Raw genomic sequence first — 20,796 nt, forward strand, 5'->3', positions numbered from 1 at the left:
CGCCGATTGCCTCTTTCTGCGCTCGCCTTACGGCTAAGGGTAAGTCCAAAATGTCTGTCATTGGGGCGGTCATGCACAAGCTATTGCGACAGGTCTTTGGTGTTCTCAAGTCTCAGCGTTCTTTCGACCCAAATTTTGTCCAAATTCCCTCTTGACTTTTTGATTCTCAAGACAGTATCTACAGTTGGAATTCGGATTATGTCGTACAATCCTGAAATTCATCATCGCCGTTCTATTCGTCTTCATGGATATGATTACACGAGAGCAGGTGCTTACTTTATTACCATTTGCACTCATCAAAGATTGTGTTTATTTGGTGAAGTTATTGATGGCAAGATTCAATTAAATCCAATTGGTCAACTTATTGTTTCACTATGGCAAAGGATTCCGCAGCATTTCCCAAATGTAGAACTCGATGAATTTGTGCTGATGCCCAATCATTTACATGGAATCATTATTATTGCCAAACAAGAACCACAACCGAATTCCGCAAATCAAGAACTAAATTTGCAAGGGACAAAATCGAATTCTTTAGGGGCAATCATTCAAAATTTCAAATCTATCTCAACCCGCAAAATCAAGCGCATCAACCAAAATTCTAGTATGTTAATCTGGCAACGTAATTATTATGAACAGATAATTCGAGACGATCGCACCTTACAGAAAATTCGACAATACATTACCGATAATCCATTAAATTGGGAAAGCGATCGCCTCACACCAAATCTCCCATAGGGGCAAAGCATTCCCGCAGAAACTTATGATTTCATAGATTCCCTCCATTTGGGAATGCTTTGCCCTAAATCTCCAATATTCACCAACAATCCCTAAACCGCAAGGATAAGCGATCTGTCACAGCCAAGAGGTTTGGTGCGTTTGGGAAAATAATTACCGAGGAGCGCCCAAGAAATCGAGCTTACCTAACTCCACACCACAATGTCTAAGAATGTCATAGGCAGTCGTCACATGGAAATAGACATTAGGCAAAATGAAGAACAGCAAATAGTCCTGTCCCGCAAAAGTCATCGTCTCCTTCCCGATAGGTAAATTGATTACCTTCTCTTCCGAACCATCAATCTGTTCAGGTGTAAAAGTCTCGATGAAAGCAACCACATTCCGCAAGCGATCGCATAGTTCCACAAAAGTAGTTTCCTTATCCTCTAATGCTGGAGCTTCTGTTCCTGCCAATCTCGCCACACCACGCCTAGCAATATCCGAGGCAATCTGCACTTGGCGGCTCAGAGGGAACATATCAGGATACAAACGGCTAGCAACTAGTACCGAAGGGTCAATTTTTTTGGCTTCAGCGTGAGCAGCAGCCTTATCAAGAATGGCAACTAAATTATTTAGCGATCGCACTAGGGAAGGAACGGCAACCTGATACATCGAAATGGTCATGAATACTTCTCCAGTATCTTAAAAAATTAATCTTTGTAACTTGAATATCACTATATAGCGTTTATTCAGTCTAGTGAAGTACGGGTTTGTTTCCCAACCTTTGTACCTCGCTTGGTTGCTTTAATGCGATCGCTCAAATAGCGCCACCCACAAACGACGCGATCCGATTTGGGAGCTATAAAACAATAAATCAATTAATAGTTTTAAAGCTAAGCGTTGGATCTCATCGGGTTTCGCCTGCTCCTCCTCAGCCATCCGCTCTTGATACAAACTATTAAAGCGATCGAGATAATCACCCAGAATTGGTTCACGGTGGGGCGCACGCTTGAGAGCCGTAGATTTTTCTAACTGGGCGACAGCATTACGAATTGCAAATTGTTGCTGAGCCGCCAAAGTGCAACTGATTAAAGTCATCGCTCTTGCCTCATCCACATCCAGTTTCTTGCGCCCCTTGCCCTTGCGTAATGGGCTAGCCTGACGTAAGCGCCACAACGTAATGCGATCGCTTAAAATCTCTTCTAAGCCCAATTTTTCGGCAACGGCAAGCATTTCATCGGAGCCAAGCCCCGTTAATGCTTCTAAAGACAGCAGCACTAAATCCAAATGCGCCTTGATCGCCTGCAACTGAGGCAAATCGGGATTATCAAAGGATGGCGCAGGTGGGGATGTCATGAGTCAGAGCTAGATTTAATTTGTGGCAAAGGGGGCAAAGGTAAAGGACGATGCTTACCTCTTGACTTCTCGGCTAAGGCTTTAGTTGCCTTGTCAACTACACTAATATCGCTTAATTTATCACTTGTGATATCAATTACTTCACCACGCGAAGCACTTCTTGCCCTACCTTGGGTCGCCCATGCTTGCATAAAGCTAATCTGCTCCCTCGCAGTACTAGCCAAGGGATAGGTTTCCTTAATCGCTCCTAAAATATCTTCAGTACTCACATCCCGTTGTTCATGGAAAGCGCGATACATGCCTTCGACGATCGCCTGTTCGATTTCCGCACCACTAAACTCCTTAGAAATGGATGCCATTTGATCGATATCAAAACTGCGTAATTCCATTGGTCGAAAACGCTTCAAATGGAGCAAGAAGATTTCTTTGCGCTCTTCATAGGTAGGCAGATTAATAAAGAACAGTTCATCAAATCGCCCTTTGCGTAATAGTTCAGGGGGCAATGCGTGAATATTATTCGCCGTGGCAACTACAAATACAGGACTCGATTTCTCCTGCATCCATGTGAGTAACGTTCCTAATACGCGCTGACTAGTTCCCGAATCGCCCATACTATTGGAAATACCACCAAAAGCCTTGTCAATCTCATCAATCCAGAGAATGCAAGGTGCAAGGGCTTCCGCTAGCTGAATTGTTTGACGAGTACGGCTCTCAGACTGACCCACAAGGCTACCAAACAAGCGCCCAACATCCAATCTTAGCAACGGGAGCCGCCAAAGATTGGCGATCGCCTTGGCACAGAGACTTTTCCCTGTACCTTGAATACCCAACAGCAAAACCCCCCGTGGATTTGGCAATCCAAAAGCTCTGGCTTCATCGGAAAAGGCTTGCTGACGCTGCATCAGCCACAGCTTAAAATTATCTAATCCCCCAATACTATCGAGGGTTTCATTGGGCGTAAAAAATTCTAAAAATTCAGTTTGACGAATCCGTTTTTGCTTCTCAACTAAAACCCGATCAATATCTGATTCATTCAGAAAATGCTTCTGTACTATGGACTTAGAGAGCGTGTGACAGATGCGATCGCGGGTCATGCCCATACAAGCTTTGATCAGTTGTTCAAGGCTATTCCCTTCCATTCGCAACTGATCAGGCGGAATCATCTGCTCAATAATGTTGCGAATTTCCATAGTTTCAGGCAATGGGAAATAGAGTACCGATACCTGTTCTTCGAGTTCCGATGGCATCTCTAGTAAAGGACTCAACAAAATCAAAGTCTTACGGGAATTGCGGAAACTGCGATAGAGATTGCGAAGTTGGCGTACTAAAATCTCATCCAGTCGCTGCGAAGCCAAGCGCCGATGCAAATCGCGAAATATATAAATAGTGGCTGTTTTGCGATCGCTATTCTCGACAATTTGCAAAGCTTGCAGCAAATTGTTTTTGCCTTCCTGATTATGCTCAAAACCACGCACCAGATCATAATAAAGGGTTTGGCGCGGTGGTCCACATTCCTGAGCAACTTGGGCGATCGCCTTTTCAGCACGCTCTTCTTCCCATGTCACGACATAAATAATCGGACATTTAGCGCGGATCAGGAGACTAAGTTCTTCTTTAAAGTTGAGAGATTTCATTCACAGATGCCTTGGATTTACAAAAACTCATTGAGCAAGTTTTTATAGCGATTTTTAATAGCTAATTTTAGAAGAAATCGTCATTTGCTACCTGTCGATGGGGAGTTGGTAGCGATTTTAAATGACTGAGAAATTGTAACAACTCGTCATTAGTTAATTGCTGACGAGACTTTTTATCAAAAGTCCTTACCAAATAATCACGTCCCTGCGTTTTTGTCCAACTTAGACGCTCCATCTCCACATCAATTTTAGAAATTGCGTCTGATAAATCCACAGGCTCAGGCGAGATTTGAGGCGATGATGGCTTGCTCATTGGTGCATCAGTTGTACGAGATACCGAAGATAAAGTTACATCGGGTTCGGGTAGATGCTCATTGCCTCCATACTCACTGGTGTAGTCTATGGCTGATTCTGCATGAATGGTTTGTGTAGTATGGGTCACGGGATGCGAATCACTAGTAGAGAGATTGCTAGCTCCCAAACTACCTAACGTATTAAAGTTTGCCGATGGTAATGAGTTGATCGTAGATGTCTCTCGTGATACTTGGGTGAGCATCGGCGATCGCCCTCCATAGTTGCCATAGTTATTATCAAATCCATTATCAAAGGCTAGCCCTGCGATCGCGAGCGCCCGTTTTACCGCCCGATCTTCAGCAATTTCAAGATCACTATCGACAGCCGTAGCCGTACCCATGATCGCATCTCCTTCAGAAACGATCGCTCTAAAAGCATGAAGACCATCTATTTTTGGTAGCATCTCTGTCTGGATACGACCTTGAGGATATTGAGAGCGAAACTGAGCGAACATAAATAGGTACAAAATCAATTTTTTGTGGAAATAATCTGCAAAACACAGAACATCTTATAGCGGTTTTCCCATGATACCAATTCAAAAAAATGGCATTGCCATTTTTTGAATCTCAATACCTTACTGGATTTGTGTTAGCAAATGGCGGCGTTTTGCGCCGCCACTTGTTTTAGAAAATCACCTAGGTCTCAAAAAAGTAAGCAAAGGGTGGCGTATAACCTGGAATTTTATTTTCATCGACTTCATCGATCTGATCGGGATCAAGATATTCATTGGCATAGCGCATATAGACTTTTTCGCTAACAAATAAATCGAAGAGATCGGGATCGATATGACCGTTGATTTTCATGTTACCGAGAATTTGCAAGCATTCTGTCAGGGTTTTGCCTTGCTTGTAGGGTCGATCCTTCGCACTGAGAGCTTCAAAAATATCTGCAATTCCCATCATTCTCGCAGGCAAAGACATTTGTTCACGAGTTAACCCCTTTGGATAGCCTTTGCCATCCATGCGCTCATGGTGACCACCAGCATATTCTGGCACGCGACGGAGATTGCGGGGATAGGGTAGCTGCTCCAGCATTTCAATCGTGACTACGATGTGATCATTAATAATTTTGCGCTCTTCCGCCGTAAGAGTTCCCCTAGAAATATTCAGGTTGTATACTTCATTTTCCGTCAAGAAATTTGTTTCGACACCTTGGGGATCAGTCCAGCGATAAGTGGCAATTATTTGCAGGCGCTCTTTATATTCATCGCGCATAAATTCACCACCAATATTACAAATGCGGAGAAAATCTTGATCACTAGAATATTGGGCAAGTTTCTGCTGAAATGCATCTTCTAGTTCAGGAATAATACTGAGATGACCCGACTCGATCGCTGCCATTTTTTGATGGAGAAAACTAATCTCAGCATCGCGTTTTAGCACTTCAAAGCGAGTATTGATGAGGTGAATGCGATCAAAAATTGTTTCTAATTTTGTCGCTTTATCAATTACATGTACAGGAGTTGTGACTTTACCGCAATCATGGAGCAGTCCCGCAATCTTTAGTTCATAGCGTTCATCCTCATCCAAGCTAAAATCCTTAAAAATGCCATAATCAGCTTGACAAGCAGCATCCGCAATCATCATCGTCAATGTGGGAACGCGGCGGCAGTGAGCGCCGTTATAGGGCGACTTTTTATCGATCGCCTCAGACATAAGATTAATAAATGACTCAAAGAGTTCGCGAAATTGACCGATTAGTTTGTTATTAGTTAAAGCGATCGCGGCTTGAGATGCTAAGGATTCCCCGATGCGTTGGGCTACCTTAGAAAACTCAATGATCTGATTGTCAACAATACTTTTGGCGTTAATAAGTTGCAGCACCCCAATCAACTCATTTTCGTGATTGAGCATCGGCAGCGTTAAAAATGACTGAGATTGGTAGCCCATTTTTGTGTCAAAGGCTCTAGTTCCTGCAAAGTCAAACCCTTCAGCAATATAGGCATCAGGTATATTAATCGTCTTTTTGTGTATAGCTGCGTGAGCCGCCACCATTGTATTATTCGGATTCCCAAATTCATCATAGAGGGGCAAAGGATCAAAGGGAATCGCCTCTCCTAGATTGGCTCCCATCATAATGCCGAGGGAGTCATTCATGATAATTTCAAACTTAAGGGATCTTTTGTCCTCAGTTGCTAAATATAATGTTCCCCCATCCGCATTTAAGATTGTTTTTGCCCCTCTTAAAATCATCTCTAGCAATTTGGGCGTATTTTTTTCAGCAGAGAGGGCAATGCCAATCTCATTTAATTTTTCGATTAATTCAAAGGATTCGGTTTTAGTATCGCCCATATCCATATTTTGCGTCCCTATGTGTCAACAGTGTCTTTTTTTGGAAATGTCATGAGGGAATAAATTTGTCAATTTTTCTTGGGTGGAGTGGGTTGAACCAATATTTGCGGTAAAGGTGGCAAACCAGTTTTTTTCCAGAACTGTTGAAATTGTTGGGGCTGAGCTAGCCGCCATCCAAACAATAAAATCGTAGCTAAAAATGTTGTTGTCAGACCAAATTTCACAAGACTTATCGCAAGTTGTCTATAGTTTGATTTTTGGGGTGGATTTTCCTGACTAACTTTTATCTTTGGTTCAGTGGTGACTCCTGAACTAGAAGTAGTTAAACCTATAGTATCGGTTTGATGTAAGGATTGATTAATTGGTTGAGATATTTGTTTTTGTAAATATTCGATCGACTGATGCACAATCGGTGGGGCTTGATTAGTTCTAGACCATTGGCGAGCGATCGCAGAGGGAATAGCACAGAGATTTTTGTGTTCTAGCTTGGCAATGCGATCGCGTAACGATATTTCATCGGAAATTAAAACCACACATTTTTGTGGATAAGCATTAGCGACTCCCACTGCACTTTGAGCAACTTTAATCATTAATTTTGCCTTACGACTTAGATTTTGGGTAGTCCTAACTACTAAGTCAGCATGTTTGGCTGTTAGATCTGTAATTTGCCACTTTAGTCCTGCCAAATTTTGAAATTGTTTGGCGACCGCCTCGTTACCCTCAGCTTTGCCATTAGCAATATTCTTAATTTCGAGAGCCACAACTTCTGGCAAAAGACATTCACCTAATTTTGCGATCGCCTGCCAAGTATGGGGATCAGTGTCAATAATGACGCTAGTTTCGACAAGCAGAAGATAAGGAGAGTTAGTCATAGCAAAAATACAGATTATGTGGTGGATAGCACAAAGCTGCACCACCCACCTGAATTTAGATAAAGATTATTTTGTAAATCGCAGCCCTTGCCAATTGCCAAAATTGTTGGTGCTTTCACCAGTGCCATAGCTGCCATAAAATTCTTTGCAGCCTTCCCCGAAGACCAGAATTCCTTTCCCCTGTTGTTTTGGTTGCTGTTTAGGAGTTTCCGTCCAGTCGAAGGTAATGACGTTATTGCTCAATCTACCTGTTAACTCACCCGTAATTTTGCCGCGTTCAAAATTGGCATACTCATATTTCCCTGAAACTAGATTTTCACTTTCTTCTCGCAAAGTTAACTTACCAAAGGGGGTTTGCCATTCTCCGCTGATTTTGGATTTACAAGCAAGGTTACTATCAGGTGTTGCTTCAGGAGCTGTGAGATATTGCAATCCAAATATGGTGGTTAAGACAACTCCGCCTACTCCACAAAGCAAAAATAACCAAGACCAAGAAACTTGCCTTTGCCAAGGTGTCTTTAGCAGCTTTGAGAAATATTTCAAACGATCCTCCGCAGAAGTAGTAGTAGTAGTCTCTTCTGGCTCTAAGATCTCTGTTTCTGGAGAAGATGTATCTTCATCTTCTGGAGGCAATGGCTGTGATCGCTTGCTTTTACTAGACCAAAGTTTTTGCATAGTTAAGGCAAATATTCTAATGCCAATATCTAGTAGTACTAGTATTACATTGTTGCATGATGATAAAACTCATGCCTATTGATCTCTTCAGCGATTATGCTTAGCAATGGTGTATATGGGCGTTGCACTTACATACATCACGGCTAAGTATTAGATTTTAGGTAACACCATGTCTCAACCCTCGGAAACTGATATTCAACAGATTTTCGATCGCATTGCGCCAGTTTACGATCGCTTTAATGATCTTCTCAGCTTAGGTCAGCATCGGATTTGGAAAAAAATGGCTTTGCGTTGGTGTGAACCACAACAGGGTGAAAAATGGTTGGATCTTTGCTGTGGATCGGGCGATATGACGGCTCTAGTTGCTCAGAAAGTTGCGCCTACTGGTCAGGTAATAGGTGTGGACTTTTCTAAAGAACTATTAGCGATCGCGGCCGATAAAGCCAAAAACTACTCTTCCAAAATTCAAAAATGTCTGACATGGCAACAGGGTAATGTTTTGCATCTACCCTTCGAGGACAATAGTTTTAATGGAGCCACCTTAGCCTATGGTTTGCGAAATGTGGCGAGTATTCCTCAATGTCTATCTGAGCTACATCGTGTTTTGCAAAATGGATCAAAGGTAGCGGTTTTAGATTTTCATCGTCCTAGCGATCGCTTGATGCAAAGCTTTCAAGATTTTTATTTGGATCGGGTGGTTGTGCCACTAGCTGATCGCTTTGAGATGACTGATGAATATGCTTATATTGCGCCAAGTTTGGCAAGATTTCCGATTGGTTCGGAGCAGGTCAAACTAGCTAAAGCCGCAGGTTTTAATCAAGCAAAGCACTACGCGATCGCCAATGGCATGATGGGAATATTAGTTTTACAAAAATAGAGGCGGCGCTTTGCGTCAACTCTATTTTTTTGTTTTTTATATCATGATCCCCATATTTATCTCGTTCTTTGAATCCTGTGATACCAAACTTTAGATATCACTAGCTGTAGATTTAAAAGCATTGGGACAAAGAGATGAAAATATGACACAAGCAAATCTTGAGAAAATTAGAACTCTCCGTCAACAAATTATTACTGAAACTAAGTATGGGTTTGCTGACTGGAACCTAGTGCAGAAACTCTTAGATGACTTAATGATCAATCATCGACAATATAAACAGTTTGCGATCAAAGAAAATATAACTCTCTACAAATAAAAAAGAATTGGCGCAAAGCGCCAATTCTTTTTTCTAAACAGACATTTCTAGCATCCTTTGCATGGGTTTCAGGGCTGCTTGCCGAATTTTTTCATTGAGGACTATTTCAGGAGAACGGTTTTTCATAGTTAGATAAACTTTCTCTAAAGTATTCAGACGCATATAGGGACATTCGTTGCAAGCACAATTGCTGTTGGGGGGAGCAGGAATAAATTTTTTGAATGGTGTGGCTTTTTGCATTTGATGAATGACACCTGATTCTGTAACCACGATAAATTCTTGGGGATCGCTCTGTTGGACATATTTTAATAAGCCCGTTGTCGAGCCGATAAAATCCGCATGTCGTAATACATTGGCTTCACATTCAGGATGGGCAATGATTTCCGCACTGGGGTAACTTAGTTTGAGTTGCACTAATTTACGTTCAGAAAAAATTTCATGAACCATGCAAGCCCCATCCCATAACAACATCTCACGTCCAGTTTGCTCGATCACATAGCGTCCAAGGTTGCGATCGGGTGCAAAAATAATTGGCTGATCTTTGGGGATTTGATTAACGATCGCTACCGCATTAGCGCTAGTACAGATAATATCGCTGAGGGCTTTGATTTCGGCGGAGCAATTTATGTAGGAAATTACCAAATGATCGGGATGTTCCGCTTTAAACTGAGCAAAGCGATCGGGGGGACAACTATCGGCAAGGGAGCAACCAGCATCAAGATCAGGCAGTAATACCAATTTCTGAGGGTTCAAGATTTTGGCAGTTTCAGCCATGAAATGTACGCCCAGAAACACAATCACATCTGCTTGGCAATTAGCGGCGGCTTGTGATAGTCCGAGGGAGTCACCGATATAATCGGCAATATCTTGGAGATCGGGATCTTGATAATAATGCGCCAAAATTACGGCATTTAGGTCTTTTTTAAGATCAGCGATCGCTTTGAATAGGTCGATGGGAATGGAATTATTGGCAACTTGGCGATCAAGTTGTTCAGGTTTGGGGGCGGAGAGAAACACAGGTTGCCTCACAAAAATAAAAATAGTGAGTAATAGTGAAAATTATTCATTTTCTATATTTAATTATAGTAGAAATCACCAAAAATATATCCGTCCAACGAAAGAAATAAAACATAGAAAGAGGATGGCGGCGCTTCGCGCCACCATCCTCTTTCTATGGAGATTAATTTTTCGCAACTTTTTCTATAGGTTTTTCGTCAATGTTATTCAATAAAATAGTGACAATAGCAATTCTTACTGCATATCGTTATTGTTAAATCAGCGCTCTAATTTTTGTGATGGTGGCTCTAGTGGGGATCTAGCCTAAATTTTGTTCACAGTAGATAAACATTAGACCAGTAAAGCTTGAGGTAATTGTAAATATGAAAATATCGATCGCTAAGATGTCAAATTTAATTAGTCAGAAAGTTATCGCATCAATGGTTAACAGACTTCAGCATTACTGGAAATTTGCGATCGCCTTATTGATGTCTTTATTGTTGGCAGTCACTCTTAATCCTTTTGCGGTTAAAGCCTTTGACCTATCTGACTTGTTTCGCGTGTTGCCATCAGCTATTCAAATCATTCAGCTTTCTAGCATTGGCGACAATGAGGAAGTTTCCCTAGGTCAACAGATTGATCAGCAAATTCAACAAGAGGTGCGAATCAGTCGTGATCCTGCGGCTAATGCCTTGGTGAGTCGCCTCGGACAAATTTTAGTACCCACTAGCGATCGCCCGAATATTCCCTATACTTTTCGCGTTGTTGATGATAGTAATCTCAATGCCTTCGCGACTATGGGTGGGTTTGTTTACATTAATACGGGTACGATCGCCGCTTCTGATAATGTGGCTCAGCTAGCCAGTGTTATCGGTCATGAAATGGGACATATCTCAGGTCGCCATTCCCTAGAGCAAATGAAACAAATGGCGATCGCTCAAGGGATTGCCACAATTGCGGGTGTTGGTGATGATCGTTTAGTTGGGATTGGGGTTAATCTCGCCTTGCGTTTACCAAATAGCCGTGAAGCTGAATTTGATGCTGATCGCCGAGGCTTGCTCAATATTACGAGATCAGGTTTTGCTGCGAGAGCGATGCCAGCTTTTATGCAAAAACTAGCTAGCTCTGGTGGCGGTGGCGGTCCCAGTTTCTTAAGTTCCCACCCTGCGACAGGAGAACGTATTGCTGCGCTTAATCAATCCATTCAAGCTAATAATTTGAATACAATAGGTGGTTTGAATGATAATGAATACCAAAGAATTTGGCGATCGCGCTTCCGTTAAATCATAATCAATACCAAAAGAGACCGCACAATGTGCGGTCTCTTTTGGTATTAAAATCATCCACCCGAAAGTACAACGCGATCGCCTATTCATCCTCACAAACAGCGATCGCCCCTCTAAAAATCAACCAATCAGAGATCGCGTATCCATCCCATAAACTGCGATTTCTGCATGATGGGATTCTTTGTCTCATAGATTCTATATCATTCTTTTTAGTTGTTTGTAGACTTCATCATCATTCCGTTTCTCAATTAATAAGATTTCTAGTGTTTGATCTTCCACATAATAAACTATCCGATATTCCCCAATATCAGCTCTGTGATAGGGATAACCTTTCAACTTTAGAGAATCTTGAGGATAAGGATTTGAGATTAATTCGGTAATTTTGGTTGCAACTTGTTTGGCGTGCTTTTCTGGTAAATTTTTTAAGCGTTTAGCGGCTTGTCGAGACAGGTTAATCTTAAGCATTTAGAATCTCTGATAATAAAGCCTCACTCTCTGTAATGCCTATAAAACCTTCTTGTCTGGCTTGCTCTGCTTTTAGAGCCAAAAATTGATTTTCTAAATCTAAAAATCTTTCAAATTCTTCAATTGACATCATAATGGCGACACTACGCCCTTTTTTGGCTATTTGCACTGGTTCTCTACGAGCTAGGTCTAATAGTTCGCCAAAGCGGTTTTTAGCCTCTGATGCACCTAACGTTTTCATGTTTACAACTCCTAAAACTGTTGTTAGCTATTATAACCATATTGGCTGTTTTAGCTATTACGGCTTCTTAGACATCAACCAACCAGCGATCGCCTATCCATCTCATAAACAGCGATCGCCCATTCATAAAAAATTAAAATAAGGCGATCACCTATTCATTCCATAAACTGCTATATAAACACTATATTTCATAAGCCTTACTACGGTGAGCGATCGCCACAACAAACACTTGCACTATTTCATCTTCGACTGAATAAATAATTCTATAATCGCCAATGCGATACCGATATAAATTTGAATATTCGCCCTTGAGCGCTTTGATGTTGGGATGCGATCGCGGATCTTGCTCTAGCTGTTGTAAACATCGAGCAATTTTTTTAGCTAGAGCCTTATCTGCCTTAGCATAAAATTTTTGAGCATCAGGATGGAGTAAAATTTCATACATCAGAACGCACCGTTCTCCAATTTATATATTGGCTTTTAGGTGTTGCTTGATTCTGTTTAACTCGCTCTAATAATCCTGAAATTGATAATAATTCTTGGGTTGCGGCTTCACTTTCGGCATTTGCCAAGAATGCTGCAAAGTCTGCAAGTACTTTTAATCTTTCTGGAGATAGCTGTTTAATTGCTTCACTTAGTTGATTCTTTATTTCCGTTACTTGCCTTGTAGGCATAGAGGATGTATCGGCAATAATGTCATTAGATATGTTCATTTTGGTTGTTAGAGTTGTTTTAAATATCTAAAGTTTAACATTTAAGAAAATAGGATTAATAATTGCTATCAAACAGCGATCGCCTATTCATCCCATAAACAGCGATCGCCCATTCATAAAAAATTAAAATAAGGCGATCGCCCCACCATTCAAATTACAAAATAGCGATCTCCTTATTTTAAGATTACTAAGCTAAAAGTAGTTGAGAGCATTTTTAAATTGTTTTTATGGAAACAAAATTTAGGAGAACACCAAGAATCTTGCCAATGTCTGTGATGTAGTAGTCCGTAAGATCGATCTCTACAATTTGCTCCGTTATTTGCAGAAATTTCCAGATTTCTCCAGTTGTGACGATGCCATAAACGGTATCAATATCATTGTTTTCTAGTTCATTGAACAATTGAGCCGCGACCATTTCCGCAATACATTGTCCAAGTCCTGATTTAATATCCTCGTTTTTGGCTTCAACGATCGCAACTACTGGGGCGCTAATCCTGAGTTGTTGTTTAGATAGGCTAATTAGATAATCGCAATAACCTGTAAGTCCTTGTTCGGGACTAATGCTAAATTCTGTGCCAGAGAATAGACTAATAGGTATTGGAGACTGCCGTCTTAGCTCTAACAAGGTGGGAGCAATCAGAAATTCTGATCGCCCTTTTTCGGTATTAATAGCAAGGGCAAGGGGTATATTTTCGGCGAGGATTTTTTTAATGTTGTCACTAGGGGCTATGGCTGTGACATGGGCAAACAAATCAATTTTTTCTTCAATTTGCAAATGAAAGTCTTTTTCAACTTGCCTCAGCGTGAAGTTACTATATGCCATTGGATTCTCATTTTTATTGCTTACTTCACAAGTATATATTTTCAGATTATGCGATCGCCCCTTTATTAAAAGCACCAAAAAGCGATCGCCCCTCTAAAAATCAATCAAACAGCGATCACCTCATCATTCAAACTACCACAACCACACCGCAATATTCCAAGCGCAAAAATTTAAAAAGACCTAAGTTTATGAAGAAGTAGGAACTATATCTAAATCATTTGGTGGAACATAAGACATACTAAACATTGCAATCTTTGGATCGGTATCATTAATAGTTGGAAGAAATATAGGATCAAATTTTAAGTGTTTTCTTACATTTTTAACTTGAGGTGGATCTTCTAAGTATGTCAAAAATTCTGCTACTGTCGGTAATTCTTTCTCTCTGATTTTACCTATTGTACCAATTCGCTCTTCCCCTAAATAGGCTTCAACATCAGCCTCATCAAAAAAGCGTCTCAAGCAAAACTCATCTGTTACAATTACATCACGAGTTTTCCAGCCTGTGAATTCTAATACATTAGTAACAGCAATAAGAATTATTTTATCAGCAGATAAAGGTTTTACAGGTAATTCTAGTTTGGAAGCAGATTTTCTGAATACTTCCCAATTTTCTAAACAAGCATCCCTGCGTATATTTAACTGATCAATTGCTTTATCTATACGCTTTCGCGCTCGAAAAACATCTGAAGGGCTAAAGATTGCTTTCGTACATTTTACTTCTATAAAAATTAGATACCCCTCCCACCTAGCAACAATATCACATTCCAAATCATTGTTGTATTTATTCTTAAACTTTAGGTTTCCATGCACATCAATTGTTGGAATTGAATTTAAGAACTGTATAATTTCATCTTCAAAAAGATAACCTTTTTTATCAACAATATGTTCATTCCATGTAGCACAAATATTTTCAGCAGCACGGTAAGGGCTTCCATTCTTAATAATACTAGGTATAAATAATATTCTATTATTACCAGCCTCAATTAGTGGAGTATCCCAAATTTCAAGATGAGATAATTTTGAATCAAAAGTTAAAATTTCAATACAAATCTCACTTTCTTTAAGGCTAATACCAATATTTGTAGATAGGAAATTACATAGCTTATTCTTATTGATAAAAATTGCTTTTCTTAAAATATTATCACTTACTTCTTTGTCCAATTGACACAAAAAAGCAACTTTAAAAATTTTTGACAATAATTTTAATGCCGATATTATTTTCCAATAAATTTCCCATTTTATGATTTTAGGCGACTTTCCTAGAACAACATCATTTAGAATATCGTTGTAATGATATTCATTTAATAACCTTTTCTCCAAAATAGAATCCCAATTCTGATTTAAAGATTTTTGGAATAATTCTCCATTAATTTTTCCATCCCATTCAGAATTAAATAGAGGAATATTTATAGATTTGGCTAATTTTTTTATGATTTCTTTTTGTGTTTTGATAGAGCTAAAACTATTAGATAGATTGGCAAAACAACCAATTTCCCAATCAATTTCTTGTTTTCTAATTCCAGCTACTTTAAAACGTATATAATCTTCTATATCTTGAGGTCTATAGATAATACTCTTATCTTCCTTTGTTAATATATCGTATGTCCATCTCGAATATTTAATCTCTTCCCATAAAGATTTGTATATTCTCCAAACACCCGAAAGAACAAGTAAATCATTAAAATTAGTATTATCATAAGGTGAGATTAGTAACTCAATATTGCCATATAACTTGTTTTTGTATTTGTATGCACAATATGAAAGTACTAACTGAAAACTCTCACATATGTCTTCATAAATTGATAGTAGGTTTGTATTACTACCTCCCAGCCTATTCGGGAAATTGTCACTTAATGTTGCATTTAAAAACTTATATGTTTTTTCGTTAGTAGCGTTATCTGCCTCCATATAAATTAAATCTTCTTGATCTTGTATAAAAGCCCCAAACCTTTGAATAAGTGCAATTATTGGCTTTTCCCACACAGGAAGATTCTCAAGTTTATTCCTTATTGTTGAAAAAACAGTATGAAATTGACTAAGTGGTAATAATTCTTTAATGAGATGAATATTCGTAAAATCATCATCATGTTGTATATCTAGTAATGCCAAGATTAAAAGTCTGATAGTTTCGTCAAAAGCATTTATTTCCGTAGGATTAGGTATAACATCTGATATATGTAGTAACGCTATCCATCTTTCTGGTTCTTTTTTAATTAGTTTTAGAATTGATTGGCTAATTAAAGCTTTATCGCTTTTTTTAAGTGCTGTTTTTATGTCTTCGAGTAGTTTGTTTGTAGACATTAATAGTAATTATGAACAACTTGATTTATATCTTAACTTAAAAGTTCAATACAGTTAAAGATCTATTCTAATCTGGCTATGCATTGCCATGTTTTATCAGGAATTGACATTTTGAGAAGCAAGCATGGCATTAATATAAGTAAAAATCCGATCTAGCTCCCCAATAGTTTCTAACTCAGGAATCTCTTCAACAGAAAGCAGTTCTACTTTTCTTTTCTCTAGAAGCAACTCCATCCGATCCTGTAGGCGATCGCTAAAACTTAAAAAGATTGAGATTGCCAAATTTCTCAACGCAAATCTCATGAATTAGTAATGACGGTTTGACAAGTGTTGCAGTCATAAATTTACTCTGATTGACTAAATTATTAATTCAAACGCGATGTTTTTATTATAGCTATTGATGAAGATGCGATCTCCAAGCTCATAAACCTATCAACAAGTAAGAAGCGATTTTATCCATGAAATGAATAAGCGATCGCCATACTCATGAACCTGTCAGCAAGCAATCAAGCGATCGCACATATGCTTAGAACAAAAGTCGCCTTAGCTGACGTACTGTAAAAGGTAAATGTAATACCAATGTACGGAAACACGCACCCTTTAGCGAGGTAGAACCGATCCCGTTTAAAAGCCTTACGCTCTAAGATATTCACAGACGTTGAAACTACAGGAGGTAACTGGCGATGCAACCAACCAATCCCAATCAATTTACCGAAAAAGCATGGGCAGCGATCGCAAGGACACCCGATGTGGTGAAAGCGGCTCAGCAGCAGCAAATTGAACCCGAACATTTACTCAAGGCTCTGCTAGAAGAAGAAGGGCTAGCGGCTAGTATCTTGAGTAAAGCGGGAATCAATATTCAAAAATTGCGCGATCGCACCGATGAATTTATTAACCGTCAGCCCAAAGTATCAAGTTCTAATAGCTCTGTATATTTGGGCAAAAATTTAGAAGTATTGTTTGATCGTGCTGAAAAGGAACGCAAAAGTTTTGGCGATGATTTTATCTCGATTGAACATATCCTCTTGCCCTACTGCAAAGACGATCGCTTCGGCAAACCTCTCTATCAGGAAATGGGACTCGATGAGGCAAAGCTCCGTAATGTGATTCAGCAAGTAAGAGGCAACCAAAAAGTGACCGACCAAACTCCCGAAAATAAATATGAAGCCTTGACCAAATATGGTCGCGATCTGACTGAGTTAGCGCGTGAGGGCAAACTTGATCCTGTAATCGGACGTGATGATGAAATCCGTCGCACGATCCAGATTTTGTCACGTCGTACTAAAAATAATCCTGTTCTTATTGGTGAACCAGGTGTGGGTAAAACGGCGATCGCCGAAGGTTTGGCACAACGCATTCTCAGTGGTGACGTGCCAGAATCGCTGCAAGGTCGTAAGCTAATCGCTCTCGATATGGGTGGACTGATCGCAGGTGCAAAATATCGTGGTGAATTTGAAGAAAGACTAAAAGCAGTTTTGAAGGAAGTTACGGAATCAAGCGGTCAATTCATTCTCTTTATTGATGAGATTCATACCGTTGTTGGTGCAGGAGCCACACAGGGAGCAATGGATGCAGGTAACTTACTGAAGCCAATGCTGGCGCGAGGTGAATTGCGTTGTATTGGTGCGACAACCCTAGACGAATATCGTAAATATATTGAGAAAGATGCCGCCCTTGAGCGCCGCTTCCAGCAGGTTTATATTGATCAACCGAATGTCGAAGATACAATCTCGATTTTGCGTGGTTTACGCGATCGCTATGAGCTACATCATGGAGTAAAAATCTCTGATACTGCACTAGTAGCAGCCGCAACTCTTTCTAATCGATACATTAGCGATCGTTTCTTGCCAGACAAAGCGATCGATCTCGTCGATGAAGCGGCGGCAAAGTTAAAAATGGAAATCACCTCTCAACCTGAAGCCCTTGATGAAATTAATCGCAAGGTGATTCAGCTTGAAATGGAATGCCTCTCACTCAAAAAAGAAACTGATCGCGAATCTCTAGATCGTCTGGAAAAACTGAACAAAGAACTAGGCGACTTGAAGGAAGAACAAACCACTCTCAAAGCACAATGGGAAGCTGAAAAAAGTGTCATCGATAATATTCGCAAGTTGAAGGAAAGTATTGAGCATGTAAATGTAGAAGTTCAGCAAGCTGAGCGAGATTATGACTTAAACAAAGCTGCGGAACTGAAGTACGGCAAGCTTACCGACTTGCAACGTCAACTAGAGGTTGCTGAGGTAAATCTCGAAGAAGCGAAAACATCAGGGCGATCGCTATTGCGTCAAGAGGTTACAGAAGAAGACATTGCGGAGATTATCTCGAAATGGTCAGGCATTCCGATCAGTAAGCTAGTGGAATCTGAGAAAGAGAAGCTCTTGCAATTGGAAGATGTGCTACACGATCGCGTTGTTGGTCAAGAAGAAGCCGTCACTGCGATCGCAGATGCCATTCAACGTTCCCGTGCAGGACTTGCCGATCCTAATCGCCCGATCGCTAGCTTTATCTTTTTAGGTCCTACGGGTGTTGGTAAAACTGAATTAGCTAAAGCGCTCGCTGCCTATCTCTTTGATACTGAAGACTCGATGGTGCGGATCGATATGTCGGAATATATGGAGAAACATAGCGTATCCCGCTTGGTGGGCGCACCTCCTGGGTATGTCGGCTATGAAGAAGGCGGACAATTAACCGAGGCAGTGCGTCGTCGTCCCTATGCCGTAATTCTCTTTGATGAAATCGAGAAAGCACATCCCGATGTATTTAACATCATGCTGCAAATCCTTGATGATGGTCGCGTTACCGATTCCCAAGGTCGCACCGTTGACTTCAAGAACTCGATTATCATCATGACCAGTAACGTCGGTTCGCAGTTTATTCTTGATATTGCTGGCGATGACTCTAAATATGAAGAAATGCGCGATCGGGTGATGGAATCTATGCGATCGAGCTTCCGTCCAGAGTTCCTGAACCGCATTGATGAAATTGTGATCTTCCATGCTCTCCGCCGTGATGAACTCCGCCGTATTGTGAAGCTACAAGTTCAACGTTTAGAACAACGTTTAGGAGATCGCCGCATGACGTTGAAAATTGCCGATGCTGCACTAGATTTCATTGCGGAAGTTGGCTACGATCCAGTTTATGGAGCGCGTCCACTGAAGCGGATCATCCAGCGTCAACTGGAAACCCAAATTGCAAAAGGTATCCTACGTGGTGATTATACCGATGGCGACACTATCTTTGTCGATATTGAAAACGAGCGTCTCGCCTTCAAACGCCTGTCTGGCGATCTGATCACTATTTCCTAAAATAGAAGGGGCGCAAATGCACCCTTTCTATTTGTTTTTGCTTTGGAATAATATAGCAAAGCAAGTTTTGCTTAGGACATAAAACCCAAGAATCGAGTGGCGGCGCGAAGCGCCGCCACTCGATTCTTGGGTTTTGGTTTGTACTAGCTAAATCTTTTTTTTGTTATATTACAGCCTATTGAGGCTTTGAGTAGTACAGACAAATTTTGGGAAGCGTTGCTCCGCAACGCTTCCCAAAATTTGTCTGGGGTTTAATTAAGCGCAAAGCGCTGTAAGTACTTGTGCAAAATAAATTACCAAAACCTATAAAGTTATGCCCCGCAAGGGCGCAGCTTTATGGGTTTTAGTTTGTAATTATAGCTATAGCCACCTGTATCAGGACAAATCAAAACCCAAATAGTGTGAGGCGGCGCTTCGCGCTGCCTCACACTTCAGAAAATCTCTGTACGCAAATGCTTTACCCTCTCGGCTGCGTTTAGGATTTGGGCGATCGCCTTACCGTTTGATGATAGCGATCGCTTCCTGAAAAGTCTGGGGAATATCATGTTAAAGTAAAGCCTAATGTATCTCTCGGAGCTACTATGGAAACTACACAGGAACTGATTAAGCCCAATGCTCCTACAACTCCATTTGTGGTCACAACTAATCTCAACAGCTTACCCGACCATACGCAACTACCAGATTCAGACGGTAATTTCGTGAAGAATTTTCAGGAACATCCTCAAAGCATCGTTTTAACTAGTTCCATTGAACCAGTCTTACAGAAATTGCATCCTGATGGACGTTATTGCATTGGTCAAGATAGTGGTATTTACTGGAACTTAACTGAGCCAGAAAAAGGAGCAGAAGCGCCTGACTGGTTTTATGTGCCGAATGTGGAGCCTTTTTTAAATGGAGAATATCGTCGTTTCTATGTAATGTGGAAAGAAATTGTTGCGCCATTGATTGCGATTGAGTTTGTTTCGGGAAATGGCTCGGAAGAGAGGGATGCGTCACCGCCGAGTGAGTCAAAAAAAGCGGGAAAATTCTGGGTTTATGAGCAAGCGATTCGTATTCCTTTCTATGCAATTTATGAGGTTAGAAAGTCTGCTGTAGAGGTATATCACCTTTTGGAAGGTCGTTATCAATTGATGCAAGCAAACGATCGCGGGCATTATCTCGTTTCTCCTTTAGGGGTGGAATTGGGCATTTTGTTGGGTACTGAAGAGATTCCTATCCCTTGGTTGCGTTGGTGGGATACTGATGGTAATTTGTTGCTGACTGGGGATGAGAGAGCAGTGAAAGCTGAGGAGATAGCGCTGCAAGAGCGTCAGGAAAAGCTGCAAGAGCGTCAGGAAAAGCTGCAAGAACGGCAACAAAAAGAGAAACTGGAGACATATCTGCGATCAATTGGTGTGAATCCCGATGAAATTTGAAAGGTTTCAACACACTCACTATGTCTTTACCCCGAACCTAATGAGCGAGATCGTTTGTAAGCGTGTTTTTGTGATCGCTATCAACATCAATAACCTATGGAGGTCAAGCATTTGTGCCACAATTCTTAAACTCCTCGCAGAAATGCAAATGCTTGACTCTCT

The 20,796-nt window shown here is 40.6% G+C and carries 22 protein-coding genes; 7 read left to right on the top strand and 15 right to left on the bottom strand.

What is annotated here, in order from left to right; genetic code table 11:
* Positions 1-198: 198 nt before the first annotated feature.
* On the top strand, positions 199-735 hold the full coding sequence (locus tag H6G05_RS22575) for a transposase (RefSeq protein WP_190581801.1): 537 nt from the start codon (positions 199-201) through the stop codon (positions 733-735).
* A 153-nt stretch (positions 736-888) separates the two neighbouring features.
* Here H6G05_RS22575 and H6G05_RS22580 read toward each other — a convergent pair whose 3' ends face one another.
* The 7 genes from H6G05_RS22580 to H6G05_RS22610 form a co-directional block, all read right to left on the bottom strand.
* The gene (locus H6G05_RS22580) at positions 889-1,398 is read right to left on the bottom strand and encodes a DUF1993 domain-containing protein (protein ID WP_190581803.1); all 510 of its coding nucleotides are present in this window, start codon (positions 1,396-1,398) and stop codon (positions 889-891) included.
* Positions 1,399-1,518: 120 nt separating this feature from the next.
* Positions 1,519-2,070, bottom strand: coding sequence for a DUF3038 domain-containing protein (locus H6G05_RS22585; protein ID WP_190581805.1), 552 nt, complete (start codon positions 2,068-2,070; stop codon positions 1,519-1,521).
* Complete coding sequence (locus H6G05_RS22590) at positions 2,067-3,704, bottom strand: AAA family ATPase (protein ID WP_190581807.1); 1,638 nt, start codon at positions 3,702-3,704, stop codon at positions 2,067-2,069. Before H6G05_RS22590 ends, H6G05_RS22585 begins: the two co-directional genes overlap by 4 nt.
* A 67-nt stretch (positions 3,705-3,771) precedes the next feature.
* Complete coding sequence (locus H6G05_RS22595) at positions 3,772-4,512, bottom strand: hypothetical protein (protein ID WP_190581809.1); 741 nt, start codon at positions 4,510-4,512, stop codon at positions 3,772-3,774.
* Between the two features lie 181 nt (positions 4,513-4,693).
* Positions 4,694-6,349: an HD domain-containing phosphohydrolase gene (locus H6G05_RS22600; protein WP_242025760.1), complete on the bottom strand. Its 1,656-nt coding sequence runs from the start codon at positions 6,347-6,349 to the stop codon at positions 4,694-4,696.
* 68 nt (positions 6,350-6,417) lie between these two features.
* A complete protein-coding gene (locus tag H6G05_RS22605) occupies positions 6,418-7,221 on the bottom strand; it encodes a PIN domain-containing protein (RefSeq protein WP_190581813.1) in 804 nt (267 codons plus the stop codon).
* A 66-nt stretch (positions 7,222-7,287) separates the two neighbouring features.
* Positions 7,288-7,896, bottom strand: coding sequence for a hypothetical protein (locus H6G05_RS22610; protein ID WP_190581816.1), 609 nt, complete (start codon positions 7,894-7,896; stop codon positions 7,288-7,290).
* A gap of 169 nt (positions 7,897-8,065) precedes the next feature.
* On the opposite strand from H6G05_RS22610, the gene ubiE reads away from it, so the two are divergent.
* Positions 8,066-8,773: a bifunctional demethylmenaquinone methyltransferase/2-methoxy-6-polyprenyl-1,4-benzoquinol methylase UbiE gene (ubiE, locus tag H6G05_RS22615; RefSeq protein ID WP_190581818.1), complete on the top strand. Its 708-nt coding sequence runs from the start codon at positions 8,066-8,068 to the stop codon at positions 8,771-8,773.
* A 142-nt stretch (positions 8,774-8,915) separates the two neighbouring features.
* Positions 8,916-9,089, top strand: a complete 174-nt coding sequence (locus H6G05_RS22620) for a hypothetical protein (protein WP_190581820.1) — start codon at positions 8,916-8,918, stop codon at positions 9,087-9,089.
* Between the two features lie 33 nt (positions 9,090-9,122).
* On the opposite strand, the gene nadA is transcribed toward H6G05_RS22620, so the two are convergent.
* Positions 9,123-10,106, bottom strand: a complete 984-nt coding sequence (gene nadA, locus H6G05_RS22625; protein WP_190581822.1) for a quinolinate synthase NadA — start codon at positions 10,104-10,106, stop codon at positions 9,123-9,125.
* A 362-nt stretch (positions 10,107-10,468) separates the two neighbouring features.
* Here nadA and H6G05_RS22630 point away from each other — a divergent pair, with 362 nt between their 5' ends.
* Positions 10,469-11,368, top strand: a complete 900-nt coding sequence (locus H6G05_RS22630) for a M48 family metallopeptidase (RefSeq protein ID WP_242025762.1) — start codon at positions 10,469-10,471, stop codon at positions 11,366-11,368.
* Positions 11,369-11,566: 198 nt separating this feature from the next.
* Here H6G05_RS22630 and H6G05_RS22635 read toward each other — a convergent pair whose 3' ends face one another.
* Both H6G05_RS22635 and H6G05_RS22640 read right to left on the bottom strand, forming a co-directional pair.
* Positions 11,567-11,836, bottom strand: a complete 270-nt coding sequence (locus H6G05_RS22635; RefSeq protein WP_190581824.1) for a type II toxin-antitoxin system RelE family toxin — start codon at positions 11,834-11,836, stop codon at positions 11,567-11,569.
* Positions 11,829-12,077 (bottom strand): type II toxin-antitoxin system Phd/YefM family antitoxin, encoded by a 249-nt coding sequence (locus H6G05_RS22640; protein WP_190581826.1) that lies wholly within the window; start codon positions 12,075-12,077, stop codon positions 11,829-11,831. Before H6G05_RS22640 ends, H6G05_RS22635 begins: the two co-directional genes overlap by 8 nt.
* Here H6G05_RS22640 and H6G05_RS22645 point away from each other — a divergent pair.
* Positions 12,076-12,219, top strand: a complete 144-nt coding sequence (locus H6G05_RS22645) for a hypothetical protein (RefSeq protein ID WP_190581828.1) — start codon at positions 12,076-12,078, stop codon at positions 12,217-12,219. The genes H6G05_RS22640 and H6G05_RS22645 overlap by 2 nt on opposite strands.
* Positions 12,220-12,258: 39 nt before the next feature.
* Here the strand turns inward: H6G05_RS22645 and H6G05_RS22650 are convergent, their stop codons facing one another.
* The 5 genes from H6G05_RS22650 to H6G05_RS22670 form a co-directional block, all read right to left on the bottom strand.
* On the bottom strand, positions 12,259-12,522 hold the full coding sequence (locus H6G05_RS22650; RefSeq protein WP_190581830.1) for a type II toxin-antitoxin system RelE family toxin: 264 nt from the start codon (positions 12,520-12,522) through the stop codon (positions 12,259-12,261).
* On the bottom strand, positions 12,515-12,790 hold the full coding sequence (locus H6G05_RS22655; protein ID WP_190581832.1) for a hypothetical protein: 276 nt from the start codon (positions 12,788-12,790) through the stop codon (positions 12,515-12,517). Before H6G05_RS22655 ends, H6G05_RS22650 begins: the two co-directional genes overlap by 8 nt.
* A gap of 214 nt (positions 12,791-13,004) precedes the next feature.
* Positions 13,005-13,613, bottom strand: coding sequence for a hypothetical protein (locus tag H6G05_RS22660; RefSeq protein ID WP_190581834.1), 609 nt, complete (start codon positions 13,611-13,613; stop codon positions 13,005-13,007).
* A 186-nt stretch (positions 13,614-13,799) separates the two neighbouring features.
* Complete coding sequence (locus H6G05_RS22665; RefSeq protein ID WP_190581835.1) at positions 13,800-15,914, bottom strand: hypothetical protein; 2,115 nt, start codon at positions 15,912-15,914, stop codon at positions 13,800-13,802.
* Between the two features lie 96 nt (positions 15,915-16,010).
* The gene (locus H6G05_RS22670; RefSeq protein WP_242025764.1) at positions 16,011-16,196 is read right to left on the bottom strand and encodes a hypothetical protein; all 186 of its coding nucleotides are present in this window, start codon (positions 16,194-16,196) and stop codon (positions 16,011-16,013) included.
* Positions 16,197-16,597: 401 nt separating this feature from the next.
* Between H6G05_RS22670 and clpB the strand changes: the two genes are divergently transcribed.
* Together clpB and H6G05_RS22680 are read left to right on the top strand one after the other, a co-directional pair.
* Positions 16,598-19,219, top strand: a complete 2,622-nt coding sequence (gene clpB / locus H6G05_RS22675) for an ATP-dependent chaperone ClpB (RefSeq protein WP_190581837.1) — start codon at positions 16,598-16,600, stop codon at positions 19,217-19,219.
* Between the two features lie 581 nt (positions 19,220-19,800).
* A complete protein-coding gene (locus H6G05_RS22680) occupies positions 19,801-20,634 on the top strand; it encodes a Uma2 family endonuclease (RefSeq protein ID WP_190581839.1) in 834 nt (277 codons plus the stop codon).
* Positions 20,635-20,796: the final 162 nt, after the last annotated feature.

The organism is Phormidium tenue FACHB-1050 (assembly GCF_014696925.1).
In the GTDB taxonomy this organism is placed as follows: domain Bacteria; phylum Cyanobacteriota; class Cyanobacteriia; order Pseudanabaenales; family Pseudanabaenaceae; genus Pseudanabaena.

Excerpts from the sequence above, each read along its gene's own strand:
- H6G05_RS22575 (WP_190581801.1), top strand. The coding sequence starts at position 199 with ATGTCGTACAATCCTGAAATTCATCATCGCCGTTCTATTCGTCTTCAT.
- H6G05_RS22580 (WP_190581803.1), bottom strand. The coding sequence starts at position 1,398 with ATGACCATTTCGATGTATCAGGTTGCCGTTCCTTCCCTAGTGCGATCG.
- H6G05_RS22585 (WP_190581805.1), bottom strand. The coding sequence starts at position 2,070 with ATGACATCCCCACCTGCGCCATCCTTTGATAATCCCGATTTGCCTCAG.
- H6G05_RS22590 (WP_190581807.1), bottom strand. The coding sequence starts at position 3,704 with ATGAAATCTCTCAACTTTAAAGAAGAACTTAGTCTCCTGATCCGCGCT.
- H6G05_RS22595 (WP_190581809.1), bottom strand. The coding sequence starts at position 4,512 with ATGTTCGCTCAGTTTCGCTCTCAATATCCTCAAGGTCGTATCCAGACA.
- H6G05_RS22600 (WP_242025760.1), bottom strand. The coding sequence starts at position 6,349 with ATGGGCGATACTAAAACCGAATCCTTTGAATTAATCGAAAAATTAAAT.
- H6G05_RS22605 (WP_190581813.1), bottom strand. The coding sequence starts at position 7,221 with ATGACTAACTCTCCTTATCTTCTGCTTGTCGAAACTAGCGTCATTATT.
- H6G05_RS22610 (WP_190581816.1), bottom strand. The coding sequence starts at position 7,896 with ATGCAAAAACTTTGGTCTAGTAAAAGCAAGCGATCACAGCCATTGCCT.
- ubiE (WP_190581818.1), top strand. The coding sequence starts at position 8,066 with ATGTCTCAACCCTCGGAAACTGATATTCAACAGATTTTCGATCGCATT.
- H6G05_RS22620 (WP_190581820.1), top strand. The coding sequence starts at position 8,916 with ATGACACAAGCAAATCTTGAGAAAATTAGAACTCTCCGTCAACAAATT.
- H6G05_RS22630 (WP_242025762.1), top strand. The coding sequence starts at position 10,469 with ATGAAAATATCGATCGCTAAGATGTCAAATTTAATTAGTCAGAAAGTT.
- H6G05_RS22635 (WP_190581824.1), bottom strand. The coding sequence starts at position 11,836 with ATGCTTAAGATTAACCTGTCTCGACAAGCCGCTAAACGCTTAAAAAAT.
- H6G05_RS22645 (WP_190581828.1), top strand. The coding sequence starts at position 12,076 with ATGTTTACAACTCCTAAAACTGTTGTTAGCTATTATAACCATATTGGC.
- H6G05_RS22640 (WP_190581826.1), bottom strand. The coding sequence starts at position 12,077 with ATGAAAACGTTAGGTGCATCAGAGGCTAAAAACCGCTTTGGCGAACTA.
- H6G05_RS22650 (WP_190581830.1), bottom strand. The coding sequence starts at position 12,522 with ATGTATGAAATTTTACTCCATCCTGATGCTCAAAAATTTTATGCTAAG.
- H6G05_RS22655 (WP_190581832.1), bottom strand. The coding sequence starts at position 12,790 with ATGAACATATCTAATGACATTATTGCCGATACATCCTCTATGCCTACA.
- H6G05_RS22660 (WP_190581834.1), bottom strand. The coding sequence starts at position 13,613 with ATGGCATATAGTAACTTCACGCTGAGGCAAGTTGAAAAAGACTTTCAT.
- H6G05_RS22665 (WP_190581835.1), bottom strand. The coding sequence starts at position 15,914 with ATGTCTACAAACAAACTACTCGAAGACATAAAAACAGCACTTAAAAAA.
- clpB (WP_190581837.1), top strand. The coding sequence starts at position 16,598 with ATGCAACCAACCAATCCCAATCAATTTACCGAAAAAGCATGGGCAGCG.
- H6G05_RS22680 (WP_190581839.1), top strand. The coding sequence starts at position 19,801 with ATGGAAACTACACAGGAACTGATTAAGCCCAATGCTCCTACAACTCCA.